At 62.9% G+C, this 11900-nt stretch carries 11 protein-coding genes; 6 read left to right on the plus strand and 5 right to left on the minus strand.

The genetic code is table 11. The features are described 5' to 3' along the window. The first annotated feature begins 19 nt into the window (after positions 1-19). Genes glyQ through CD932_RS06480 form a run of 5 tightly spaced genes read left to right on the plus strand, consistent with a single transcriptional unit; the run spans position 20 to position 5393 of the window. Positions 20-940: a glycine--tRNA ligase subunit alpha gene (gene glyQ / locus CD932_RS06460; RefSeq protein WP_094441913.1), complete on the plus strand. Its 921-nt coding sequence runs from the start codon at positions 20-22 to the stop codon at positions 938-940. Between the two features lie 26 nt (positions 941-966). Next, positions 967-3069, plus strand: a complete 2103-nt coding sequence (glyS, locus tag CD932_RS06465) for a glycine--tRNA ligase subunit beta (protein WP_094441914.1) — start codon at positions 967-969, stop codon at positions 3067-3069. Then, positions 3069-3662, plus strand: coding sequence for a D-glycero-beta-D-manno-heptose 1,7-bisphosphate 7-phosphatase (gmhB, locus tag CD932_RS06470; RefSeq protein ID WP_094441915.1), 594 nt, complete (start codon positions 3069-3071; stop codon positions 3660-3662). The genes glyS and gmhB overlap by 1 nt, the downstream gene beginning before the upstream one ends. A gap of 13 nt (positions 3663-3675) precedes the next feature. Beyond that, a complete protein-coding gene (locus CD932_RS06475) occupies positions 3676-4416 on the plus strand; it encodes a 1-acyl-sn-glycerol-3-phosphate acyltransferase (protein ID WP_254926486.1) in 741 nt (246 codons plus the stop codon). A 44-nt stretch (positions 4417-4460) separates the two neighbouring features. Then, on the plus strand, positions 4461-5393 hold the full coding sequence (locus CD932_RS06480) for a M48 family metallopeptidase (RefSeq protein WP_094441916.1): 933 nt from the start codon (positions 4461-4463) through the stop codon (positions 5391-5393). Here the strand turns inward: CD932_RS06480 and waaA are convergent. From waaA to CD932_RS06505, 5 genes are all read right to left on the minus strand, one after another. Next, entirely contained in the window at positions 5386-6663 is a 1278-nt protein-coding gene (gene waaA, locus CD932_RS06485) for a lipid IV(A) 3-deoxy-D-manno-octulosonic acid transferase (protein ID WP_094441917.1), read from the minus strand. The genes CD932_RS06480 and waaA overlap by 8 nt on opposite strands. A 15-nt stretch (positions 6664-6678) precedes the next feature. Next, positions 6679-7689 (minus strand): lipopolysaccharide heptosyltransferase I, encoded by a 1011-nt coding sequence (gene waaC / locus CD932_RS06490; RefSeq protein ID WP_094441918.1) that lies wholly within the window; start codon positions 7687-7689, stop codon positions 6679-6681. A 4-nt stretch (positions 7690-7693) separates the two neighbouring features. Next, positions 7694-9076: a phosphomannomutase/phosphoglucomutase gene (locus tag CD932_RS06495; RefSeq protein ID WP_094441919.1), complete on the minus strand. Its 1383-nt coding sequence runs from the start codon at positions 9074-9076 to the stop codon at positions 7694-7696. Positions 9077-9149: 73 nt separating this feature from the next. Continuing rightward, a complete protein-coding gene (locus CD932_RS06500) occupies positions 9150-9458 on the minus strand; it encodes an H-NS family nucleoid-associated regulatory protein (RefSeq protein ID WP_094441920.1) in 309 nt (102 codons plus the stop codon). Between the two features lie 71 nt (positions 9459-9529). Further along, positions 9530-10624 (minus strand): glycosyltransferase, encoded by a 1095-nt coding sequence (locus CD932_RS06505; protein WP_094441921.1) that lies wholly within the window; start codon positions 10622-10624, stop codon positions 9530-9532. Positions 10625-11049: 425 nt separating this feature from the next. Here CD932_RS06505 and CD932_RS06510 point away from each other — a divergent pair, with 425 nt between their 5' ends. Further along, positions 11050-11889: a symmetrical bis(5'-nucleosyl)-tetraphosphatase gene (locus CD932_RS06510; protein ID WP_094441922.1), complete on the plus strand. Its 840-nt coding sequence runs from the start codon at positions 11050-11052 to the stop codon at positions 11887-11889. The last annotated feature ends 11 nt before the right edge of the window (positions 11890-11900 follow it).

The following is an 11900-nucleotide window of genomic DNA, read 5'->3' on the forward strand; positions in this document are numbered from 1 at the left end:
CGCGCGGCGAACTCATACGATGCTCACATTTCAACAAATTATTCTGACCTTGCAAACCTATTGGGACAAGCAAGGTTGCGCCCTGCTCCAGCCTTACGACATGGAAGTGGGCGCCGGTACGTTCCACACCGGCACCTTCCTGCGCGCGATCGGCCCGGAACCGTGGCGCGCCGCCTATGTGCAGCCATCGCGCCGCCCGAAAGATGGCCGCTATGGCGAAAACCCGAACCGCATGCAGCATTACTACCAGTACCAGGTAGTCCTGAAGCCGGCGCCGGAAAACATCCTCGACCTGTACCTGGGTTCGCTGGCCGCGCTGGGCCTCGATCTGAAGCAGAACGACGTGCGCTTTGTCGAAGACGACTGGGAAAGCCCGACCCTGGGCGCCTGGGGCCTGGGCTGGGAAGTCTGGCTGAACGGCATGGAAGTGACGCAATTCACCTACTTCCAGCAAGTGGGCGGCCTCGATTGCAAGCCGGTGCTCGGTGAAATCACCTACGGCATCGAACGCCTGGCCATGTATCTGCAGGGCGTGGAAAACGTGTACGACCTGGTCTGGACCGAGTGGGAAGAAAACGGCACGACGAAAAAACTGACCTACGGCGACGTGTTCCATCAAAACGAAGTGGAACAATCGACCTACAACTTCGAGCACGCCAACACCGACCTGCTGTTCGAACAGTTCGGCAACTACGAAGCCGAAGCCAAGCGTTTGATCGAGCTGCAGCTGACCCTGCCGGCCTACGAAAAAATCATGAAGGCCTCGCACAGCTTCAATATGCTCGATGCGCGCGGCGCCATCTCGGTGACCGAGCGCGCCGCCTATATCGGCCGCGTGCGCACCCTGTCGCGCCTGGTCGCCCAGGCCTACCACGATTCGCGCGAGCGCCTCGGTTTCCCGATGCTGCCAGCACAAGAACAAGCCGCCCCGGCTGCCTAACGACCGCCGTACCAGACAAGAACACCATGAACCAAACACTGCTTATTGAACTGCTGACCGAAGAACTGCCGCCGAAAGCGCTGGCCAAGCTGGGCGCCGCCTTTGCCGCCGGCATCGTCAACGGCCTCAAATCGCGCGACTTCCTGGAAAGCGACAGCGTCGCCACCAGCTACGCCTCGCCGCGCCGCCTGGCCGTCTCCATCACCAATGTGCGCGAGGTCTCGCCCGACAAGTCGATCCGCGAAAAAGTGCTGCCCGTCTCGGTGGCGCTGGACGCCAACGGCAACGGCACCGCGCCGCTGGCCAAGAAACTCGCTGCCCTGGGTTTTCCCGACCTGACGGTGGCGGACCTGGAACGCGCCGTGGACGGCAAGGCCGACAGCTTCTTCTACACGCATACGGCACCGGGCAGCCTGCTGGCCACCGGCGCGCAGGCCGCATTGACCGAGTCTTGCGCCAAGCTGCCGATTCCAAAACTGATGAGCTACCAGCGCCCGGACGGCAGCACCGTGCAATTCGTGCGCCCGGCCCACCGCCTGATCGCCCTGCACGGCATCAATGTGCTGCCATTGACCCTGCTGGGATTGACGGCCGGCCGCGACACCCTGGGTCACCGCTTTTTGACCGACGGTCAGCCGATCACCATCAAGCACGCGGAAAACTATGCCGCCAGCCTGATCCTCGACGCCAGCGTGATCGCCAGCGTCGAAGAGCGCAAGGCCACCATCCGCGCCCAGTTGCTGGAAAAAGCCGGCGCCGATCAAGTGCTGATGCCCGAGTCCCTGCTCGATGAAGTCACCGCCCTGGTCGAGTGGCCGGTGGTCTACGAATGCCATTTCGAGGAAGAATTCCTGGCCGTGCCGCAGGAGTGCCTGATCCTCACGATGCAGACCAACCAGAAATATTTTGCGCTGACCGATGCCGAAGGCAAATTGCGCTCGCGCTTTCTGATCGTCTCGAACATCGCCACCGACACGCCCGAGCACATTATCGGCGGCAATGAGCGCGTGGTGCGCCCGCGCCTGTCCGACGCCAAGTTCTTCTTCGAGCAGGACAAGAAAAAAACATTGGCGTCGCGTCTGCCGCTGCTGGCCAATGTGGTCTACCACAACAAGCTGGGCACGCAGGCCGCGCGCACGGAAAGAGTCACGGCGATTGCCGGCGCGATTGCCGCCAAACTGGGCGGCGACGTCGAACTGGCAAAACGCGGCGCACTGTTGGCCAAGGCCGATCTGCTGACCGACATGGTCGGCGAGTTCCCCGAGCTGCAAGGCATCATGGGCACCTATTACGCGCGCCATGACGGCGAGCCGGAAGAAGTGGCGCTGGCCGCCTCCGAACACTATCAGCCGCGCTTTGCCGGCGACGCCCTGCCGTCGACCGCCACCGGCACCGCCGTGGCGCTGGCCGACAAGCTCGAAACCCTGGTCGGCATCTGGGCTATCGGTCTGGCGCCCACCGGCGACAAGGACCCGTTCGCGCTGCGCCGCCATGCGCTGGGCGTGCTGCGCATGCTGCTGGAAAAGCGCTTGCCGCTGTCGATCCAGGGCCTGCTGGCGGACGCCGCCGCGCAATTTGCGGCCATCCCCGGCTTCAAGGACCCGGTGCTTGAGGTCTCCACCTTCATGCTCGAGCGCCTGCGCGGCATCCTGCGCGAACGCGGCTTTTCGCCCAACGAGATCGAGGCGGTGGTGGCGCAAAACCCGGACCGCCTCGACGATATCGTGCAGCGCCTCGAAGCCGTGCAGGCCTTTGCCGCACTGCCGGAAAGCGCCTCGCTCGCTGGCGCCAACAAGCGCATCACGAATATCCTGAAAAAGAACGAAGAGGCAGTGCGCCAGGTCGCCGCCGGCGGCGTCAACGTGGCGCTGCTGCAGGACGAAGCCGAGAAAACACTGGCCGCCGCCGTCTCGCGCGTGCAGCCGGAAGTCGACGCGGCCTTTGCCAAAGGCGACTTCACGGGCACCTTGCAAACGCTGGCGCAGCTGCGCGACGATGTCGACGGCTTCTTCAACGACGTGATGGTGATGGCCGACGATGTCGCCCTGCGCAACAACCGCCTGGCCCTGCTGTCGTCGCTGCACGGCATGATGAACCGCGTGGCCGACATTTCGAAGCTGGCGGCATAATGGGTGCGCCGGCGCTGAAACTGATCATCCTCGACCGTGATGGCGTCATCAACCATGACTCGCCGGACTTCATCAGGTCGCCGGCCGAATGGCTGCCCATTGCCGGCTCGCTCGAAGCGATCGCCCGCCTGAACCAGGCCGGCTACCGCGTGGTGATCGCCTCGAACCAGTCGGGCATCGCGCGCGAATACTTCGACATGCCGGTGCTCAACGCGATCCACCAGAAGATGCACACCCTGGCGCAGCAGGTGGGCGCCGACATCGACGCCATCTTCTTCTGCCCGCATGCGGGCGCGGACAATTGCGACTGCCGCAAGCCCAAGCCGGGCATGTTCCATGAAATCTCGCAGCGCTACAACACCAGCCTGAAAGGCGTGCCGACGGTCGGCGACTCGCTGCGCGACCTGCAGGCCGGCTTCATCAGCGGCTGCGTGCCCTACCTGGTCCTGACCGGCAAGGGCGCAAGCACCAATGAAACAGGCGGCCTGCCTCCCGGCACCCTGGTCTTCGCCGACCTGGCCGCCGTGGTCAACCACCTGCTCAAGGCGCCGGCCGCCGCCGCGCCATCGCCCACCGTGGCATTCAGTATTTAATCCGGAGAACCGCTTGCGTACCATTTCCCTGTTCCTCAGGTCCCTGCTGTTCATGCTCATCATGATCGTGGCCACCATCGTCTGGGCCTGCGTGTGCTTTTTCGCCGCGCCTTTAAGCTATAACAACCGTTACTGGGTCACCTCGCGCTGGAACGTGTTCATCATCTGGTGCGCCAGGGTCATTTGCGGTATCCGCTATGAAATCAAGGGCGCAGAGAACTTCCCCGACGCGCCGGCCATCGTGCTGTCGAAACACCAGTCGGCCTGGGAAACCATCTTTCTGCTGCCCAGCCTGCCACGCCCGCTGGTGTACGTGTTCAAGAAGGAGATCCTGTACATTCCGTTTTTCGGCTGGGCCATGGCGCTGCTGCGCATGATCCCGATCGACCGCAAGCAGGGCAAGCACGCCTTCAAAAGCGTGGTCGCGCACGGAAAACGCCGCCTCGCCGATGGCCAATGGATTATCATGTTCCCCGAAGGCACCCGCATCCCGGTCGGCCAGACGGGCAAGTACAAAAGCGGCGGTACGCGCCTGGCCATTGCCACCGGCGCGGTGGTGGTGCCGATCGCCCATAACTCGGGCGAGTGCTGGCCCAAGCAGTCATTTCTCAAGCGGCCGGGAGTGATCACGGTCTCGATAGGCAAACCGATTTCGCCGGAAGGGCAAACCCCGGACAGCATGATGCAACAGGTGGAAAATTGGATAGAATCAGAAATGCGCGTCATTTCGCCTCACGCCTACAACGCTGGCTAGACGGCATCAGCGCGGTCATCCAGGAGCCGACACTGCGTGAGCAGATGAAGACCATCAGGGTCGGCGACCAGCAACTGGATCTGTTCGCGCATGACGTCTCGACCAGCACGCCCCCGCTGGCGCGCCCCGTGGTGGCGCCGGTGCTGCCCGTGGCGCCACCCGGCGTGGCCCGGCTGCCGCCCCTTGCCGTCCCTGAGCTACCTGCCCTGCCCCCGCTTCCGTCACCTCCACGCACCGCCGACGGCCCGCCGCTGCGCCAGCTGCAACTGGGGCCGCATCTGCTGGAATTCGCCCTGCGCCGCTCGACGCGCCGCTCGATCGGCTTCATGATCGACGACAATGGCCTGCGCGTGACAGCGCCCAAGCGCGTCACCCTGGCCGAAATCGACAACGCGATACGCGCCAAGCAGGGCTGGATCATCTCGAAATTGCAGGAACGGGGCGAACGCAAGGTGCAGCGCCTGCAGCGCGCGCCGGTGGTATGGCTTGACGGCGCCGTACTGCCCTACCTGGGCGGCGAGATCACCCTGCGCCTGCACCAGGCGCCACGCCACCGCGCCAGCTTCCAGCGCGACACCGGCGAACTGCATGTGTGGGTCACGCCCACCGGCAGCGAACAGCAATTGAAGGAAAAAGTGAAAGCCTGGTTCCAGCACGAGGCGCGCCAGCTGTTCGAAGAGCGGCTGGACCTCTATGCGGAAAAACTGGGCGTGCGCTACGACTCCTTGTCGCTGTCGTCGGCCGGCACGCGCTGGGGCAGTTGCACCGTGCAGCGCAAGATCCGCCTGAACTGGCGATTGATCCATTTCGCCCTGCCGCTGGTCGATTACGTGGTGGCGCACGAACTGTCGCACCTGCTGGAAATGAACCACAGTGCGCGCTTCTGGGCCACGGTGGAGTCGATCTATCCCGATTACGACGGCGCCAAGCAGGCCTTGCGAAAACGCTCGCAGGAACTACCCGTTTTGTTCAATTAATCAACAACGGCCTGATCGCCGCCATCGTGCGCGGCGTGGCGCCACGGTGTTGGCTGGCAAAGGCCAGCGCCTTGCCTCCCATCGCCGCCAGGCGAGCTCTATCCTGCAGCAAGCCGGCTGCCTGCGCCATCAGCGCCTCGGCGTCAAGCACCAGCGCGGCGCCACCGGCTTCAATCGCCTGCTCGGTCACCAGCGCAAAATTGAAGGTATGGGGGCCGATCAGCACCGGCTTGCCCAGCGCGCAGGCTTCAATCAGGTTCTGGCCGCCAAGGGGCAGCAGGCTGCCGCCGATAAAGGCGCAGTCGCAGGCGGCGTAGTAGGCAAACATCTCGCCCATCGAGTCGCCCAGCAGCACCCGCGTGCCGGGCCCCACCACGGCGTCCTGCGCCAGGCTGGATCGGCGCTGCGCGGCCAGGCCGCGCGCAGCAAGCAGTTGCGCCACCTCGTCGAAACGCTGCGGATGGCGCGGCACGATCAGCAGCAGGGTATTGTCTGGCAGGCTGGCGCGCACGAACGCGTCGAGGATCAGTGCTTCCTCGCCTTCGCGCGTGCTGGCGCACAGCAGCACCGGGCGCTGGCCCACCACACTTCGCAGCCAGGCGCCGGTGGCCAGCGCCGCTTCCGGCACCAGCACGTCGAACTTGATGCTGCCGGTGACAACGACATCGCCAACACCGAGCTGGCGCACGCGCGCGGCGTCGTCGGGCGTCTGCGCCGCCACCAGCGTAATGGCGCGTGCGGCCTCAAGAATCAGCTTGCCCAGCCGCCGCGCCTTGGCCAGCGAACGCTGCGACAGGCGCGCATTGGCCAGCACCACCGGCACCCGGTGGCGCCGGCACTGATGAATCAGATTGGGCCACACTTCGGTTTCCATCAAAATGCAGATGCGCGGCGCAAAGTGGCGGATAAAGCGCGCCGGCATGGCGCCCGTGTCGTATGGCAGATAGCTTTGCACCAGGCGCGCGCCGTGCCTGGCGAACAGCGCCTTGCCGGTAGCGCGGCCGGTGGGGGTCATGTGGGTCAGGACAATGCGGCAGTCGGGCCATTCGGCCAGCAGCGCGTCGACCAGCGGTTCGGCCGCGCGCGTTTCGCCGACCGAGACGGCGTGCAGCCAGATGGTGAGCGGGCTTGACGCCGGCCGGCGGCCATACAGGCCCAGGCGCTCGCCCCAGTGCTGGCGGTAGCCCGGCTCCTGGCGCCCGCGCAGCCACAGGCGCGCCAGCACCAGCGGCAGTGCCAGCCACCAGGCCAGGGTGTAGAGAAATCGCATGATGTTCTTTTACGGTCAGTTGGCCAGCAGCAGCCTTGCCGCCGCCAGCACTTCGGGCACGCCGGGCGGCTTGCCCTGGTCGCCCAGGTTGATGATGCTGTCCGACCAGTTGCCTTCGGTTTTCCACAGCGGCGAATCGGCGTAGATTTCCACCGTGGGCCGCACGAACGCGGCGGCGATATGCGTCAGGCCCGTATCGACGCCGACCACCAGCGCCGCATGGCGCGCCAGCAGGGTGGCGTCCGCCATCGACAGTTTCGGCAGCACGCGTGCATTCGGCAGACCGGCCGCCAGCACCTCTGCTTCCAGCTTTTCCTTGGGCGAACCCCAGGGCAGCAGGATGGTCATCGGCGCCAGGGCCTGGCCCAGGGCGATCCAGTTTTCCGGCGCCCATTTCTTGGCGTCGCGCGCGGTGCCATGGAAATACACGGCATACGGTGCCTCGCCCATCCAGTCGGGTCGCGCCGCGCCGGCAGGCAGTGCGGGCAGGCCGAAATCGGCCGGCGTATCGACCGCATAGCCGAGCGCCGCGGCGGCGACCAGGCGGCCGCGCGCCACCGCATGGGTGCGCGGATCGAGGGCGATGCTGTTGGTATGGAACAGGCGCGAAATGCCTTCGTAGCCCGAGCCTTCGCTGCCATTGGCCAGCCCCACCTTCTGGCCGCCCGGCGCCAGGCGCGCCGCGCCCATGATGATGCCGGTTTTCAGCAGGCCCTGCGTGTCGAACACATAGTCGTACTGCGTCTTGCGCAGGGTGCGGAAGAAGGCGGCGATTTCGGCGCGCGTCTCCTTCTTGCCCAGGCTCTTGCGCCAGCGCCGCAGCGCGAACGGGATGATGGCGCCAACCCGTGCATTGAGGCGCACCAGGCTGGTGTAACCCTCCTCCACCACCCAGTCGATGGTGGCGTCGGGATAATGGCGGGCGATATCGGCCACCATCGGCAGGTTGTGCAGCACGTCGCCCAGCGAGGAGACGCGCACCAGCAGTATTTTCAAGGGCGCTTTTGCGCCAGCATGGACAACCATGAACTCAGAACGGCAGGACGGCATCAGGCTTGGCCGCCAGGATCACGTTCCTGAACTGGCCCTGGATACGCGCCAGCGCTTCAGGCGTTTCGGCTTCGAAGCGCATCACGATCACCGGCGTGGTGTTCGACGAACGCGCCAGGCCGAAGCCGTCAGCGTATTCGACGCGCAAGCCGTCGATGGTGATGATCTGCTCATTGCCGGGGAAAACGGCGTCGCGGCGCAGCATGTCCATCAGCGCGACGTTTTCGCCTTCCGTCAGTTCCAGGTGCAGTTCGGGCGTGCTGTCCGATTGCGGCAGGCAGTTCAGCAGCGCCGAAGGGTCGGCTTCGCGGGTGAGGATTTCCAGCAGGCGCGCGCCCGAATACAGGCCGTCGTCGAAACCGTACCAGCGGTCCTTGAAGAAGATATGGCCGCTCATTTCGCCGCCCAGCGGGGCACCCGTTTCGCGCAGCTTGGCTTTTACCAGCGAGTGGCCGGTCTTGTACATCAGCGGCACGCCGCCGTGCTTGGTGATCCAGGGCGCCAGGTGGCGCGTGCATTTCACGTCATACAGGATCTGCTCGCCCGGATGGCGCGTCAGCACGTCGGCGGCAAACAGCATCATCTGGCGATCCGGGTAGATGATCTGACCATCCTTGGTGACCACGCCCAGGCGGTCGCCGTCGCCATCAAAGGCGATGCCGATTTCGGCGTCGGTCTCGGCCAGGCAGCGGATCAGGTCCTGCAGGTTTTCAGGGTGGGCCGGGTCCGGGTGGTGATTCGGAAAATTGCCATCGACTTCGCAGAACAGTTCGATCACGTCGCAACCCATGCCGCGGAACAGGTCGCCGGCAAAGGCGCCGGCCACGCCGTTGCCGCAATCGACGGCGATCTTGATCGGGCGCGCCAGTTTCACGCCGCCCAGGATACGGTCGATATAGGCCGAGCGGATATCATGCGTAACATAACTGCCAGGCTTGTCGCTGGCGCTGCCGTCGTGCTCGACGATGCTCTGGTACAGCGACACGATCGCCTCGCCATGGATCGCTTCGCCGGCCAGCACCATCTTGAAACCGTTGTAGTCGGGCGGGTTGTGGCTGCCGGTGACCATGATGCCCGACTTCGTGTCGAGCACATTGGTGCCGAAGTAAACCATCGGCGTGGCCACCACGCCAAGGTCGATCACGTCGACGCCGGCCGCTTGCAGGCCTTGCACCAGCGCCTGCGCCAGTTCAGGGCCCGACAGGCGGCCATCACGGCCGATCACCACACGCTGCTCGCCCTTGGCCAGGGCGGCCTGGCCGAACGCCTGTCCGATCTTCCTGGCCACGCTGGCATCGAGGGTTTTATCGATGATGCCGCGGATATCGTAAGCTTTGAAGATCGTTTTTGACAGTGGGAGCATGGTCTGAATAAGAAGGACGGCAAACGTGGACGACGCGCCACGGCAGACTTGCTGCCGCGCCGAATATACCGGATTATACCCGCAGCAGATCGATCGACTTGCCTGATTCTACCCAATGCCTGACCCACAGCGGCTGGCGGCCGCGGCCGGTCCACTGCTCGCTGGCGTTATCGGGATTGCGGTACTGCACCGCCACCTTGCTCACGCGCGGGTGCAGGCCCTCGAGTATCAGCTGCTTCAAGGGAATGCCGGCCTGTTGCGCAATCGCCATGATCTGTTCGCGCGCCTTGTTCAGATCATCGCGTTCACGATGACTGATTTCTTGCTGGACCTTGTCCGCCAAATTGCGTAATTCGGCCATGGTCAATATCGACAAATTCATGCTTTACTTTCTGGAAAATTAATAGAAATAACTAAAACCCATGGAATATACACCGGTTCAGGAAAAATATATTAATTCTTCTTGTGCACAATCATCCAGCGCGGGGCTTTGAAGCGAATAATACGCCAATATAACCAGATATAAGTGGCAATAAATATCAGGGAACAGCAAATCAACAGCCAGGTATGGCGCCAGAAAAGCGAGGCCGGAATCACCGCCATCAGGGAAAACAGCCACAGATAAGGCGAAGTAAGGGAATTGCGGCGCATCAGCGCGCGCGCTTCCTTGCGGCCCACCGTCCATTGCACGATGCGGCGGAAAATCAGGCTATGCAAATGTATGCCGTCAGGCATGACCGGTGACTTGCCTTGAATAAAGGCGCGCCGGTAGGCGGAGAACAGCGTTTCAAATGCCGGATAAATCAGCAACAATACGGCATACCAGGTCGACACTTGCGGATTGCGCATCACCAGCAGCAAGGTCAGTTCGCCCAGCATGAAACCGATGAAATAGGCGCCGCCATCGCCGAGGAAAATCAGGCCGACCGGATAGTTCCAGATCAGGAAACCGCTGATCGCGCCCGCCACCAGCAGGGCGACGACGAGAATGAACGCGTCATTGACCTGCAAGGCAACATAGGCCAGCGACAACAGCATGCAGATCGACACCACGCTGGCCAGGCCATTGAAGCCGTCGATGATATTGATGGCGTTGGCGATGCCGGCCACGGCCAGCACCGTGATCGGCAGGCTGAGCCAGACAAACGGAATCGCCCAGCTGGAAAACAGCCAGTCGATGCGGTCGATGCGCGCATCGATCAGGAAGTACGCCAGCAAGGCGCCCGCCATCGTCAGCAGCAGGCGCCCCATGGGACTGACCTTGCCCGTGAAATCCTCGACGATGCCGCCGGCAAAGGCCATGGCGGAACACAGCAGCAAGCAGATCATCCAGTAGGCCATTGCCGGCAGGCGCCAGATCGACACCACCGCACCGAGCACGACGGCCAGGAAAATGGACAGGCCGCCGATGCGCGCCACCAGATGCGAATGCACTTTTTGTACGCCGTGAAAATCTGAATCGAGCGCGGATTTATGCAAATGCACCTGTTTTATGATCAACAGTGTCAACACGGCAGAAACAGCAAAGCTCACGATGAAAGAAAACATTTTTTATCAATAAAAAGATCGGGTTTGCCGGCTCTCGTCACGTTCGAAAAATGCGCCGTGAATTGCCTTTTCCGGCAGATTTTTATCCGCACAAAAAAACGGTATCGACAGCACGCATTTATTTTTATTCCAAGACCATGCGGCAGGCACGAATATTACAAATTAATCAATATCATGGACGTGCGATACCACCCATGAGCATGGCGCGAAGCATGGTAACAACGCGCGCCCATGATTGCTAACACTATTTACCATTTGATACACGGCTGCTAGCTTTTTTGACAAGCAAATCTGTTGCGATCTGCCGATTGTTTGAGATATCGCATGGATTGAAGCTCGCAAATAACTTCTGGCATGTTGTCACGCACGTCATTATCGTCTGGTACGATCCTGCAGACAATAGCCATCACCCACTACCGCGACTCATGAAAACTTACTTTATCGGCGACCTGCAAGGCTGCCATGCGCAGACACTGGAGCTGCTCGCGCGTATAGCCGACACGGCAACGCAGCCTTACCGCCTGCTGTTTGCCGGCGACCTGATCAATCGTGGCCCCGATTCGCTGGCCACCTTGCGCCTGGTGTTCAAATTGGCGCAACAGGGCCTGGCCGACAGCGTACTGGGCAATCACGACCTGCACTTGCTGGCCGTCGTCAACGGCATCCGCCCCGAACACGCTTCCGACACACTGGGCGATATCGTGGCTGCGCCCGACCGCGACGAGCTGGTGGACTGGCTGCGCCGCCGCCCGCTGGCGCTGCGCCGCGACGGCCATCTGCTGGTGCACGCAGGCGTGCTGCCGCAATGGAGCGTGGAACAGGCTCTGCTGCTGGCCGATGAAGTGTCGGCCATGCTGGCCAGCGATGGCTGGGTGGCTTTTTTGCGCACCATGTACGGCAACGAGCCCGCTGCCTGGGACGACGAACTGCGCGGCGCCGACCGCCTGCGCTGCATCATCAACGCCATGACACGGCTGCGTTTTTGCACTGCCGAGGGTCGGATGGACTTCAAGATGAAGGAAAGCGGCAGCGCACCAGAGGGCTCCAGCCTGATGCCATGGTTCGAGGTGCCGGGCCGGCAAAGCGCTGGCGACACGGTGGTATTTGGCCACTGGTCTGCGCTGGGTCTGCTGTTGCGGCCGCGCCTGATCGGCCTCGACAGTGGCTGCGTCTGGGGCGGCAAACTGTCGGCCGTCTGCCTTGAGGACCGCACGCTGATCCAGGTGAGCTGTCCCGAATTCCGGCAGGCGAGAGGCAAAACATAAGCTGCATATGC

Source organism: Janthinobacterium sp. PC23-8 (assembly GCF_002250505.1).
Classification (GTDB): domain Bacteria; phylum Pseudomonadota; class Gammaproteobacteria; order Burkholderiales; family Burkholderiaceae_D; genus Janthinobacterium.

Coding starts and splice junctions, on each gene's coding strand:
- glyQ (WP_094441913.1), top strand. CDS start 20: ATGCTCACATTTCAACAAATTATTCTGACCTTGCAAACCTATTGGGAC.
- glyS (WP_094441914.1), top strand. CDS start 967: ATGAACCAAACACTGCTTATTGAACTGCTGACCGAAGAACTGCCGCCG.
- gmhB (WP_094441915.1), top strand. CDS start 3,069: ATGGGTGCGCCGGCGCTGAAACTGATCATCCTCGACCGTGATGGCGTC.
- CD932_RS06480 (WP_094441916.1), top strand. CDS start 4,461: ATGAAGACCATCAGGGTCGGCGACCAGCAACTGGATCTGTTCGCGCAT.
- waaA (WP_094441917.1), bottom strand. CDS start 6,663: ATGCGATTTCTCTACACCCTGGCCTGGTGGCTGGCACTGCCGCTGGTG.
- waaC (WP_094441918.1), bottom strand. CDS start 7,689: ATGGTTGTCCATGCTGGCGCAAAAGCGCCCTTGAAAATACTGCTGGTG.
- CD932_RS06495 (WP_094441919.1), bottom strand. CDS start 9,076: ATGCTCCCACTGTCAAAAACGATCTTCAAAGCTTACGATATCCGCGGC.
- CD932_RS06500 (WP_094441920.1), bottom strand. CDS start 9,458: ATGAATTTGTCGATATTGACCATGGCCGAATTACGCAATTTGGCGGAC.
- CD932_RS06505 (WP_094441921.1), bottom strand. CDS start 10,624: ATGTTTTCTTTCATCGTGAGCTTTGCTGTTTCTGCCGTGTTGACACTG.
- CD932_RS06510 (WP_094441922.1), top strand. CDS start 11,050: ATGAAAACTTACTTTATCGGCGACCTGCAAGGCTGCCATGCGCAGACA.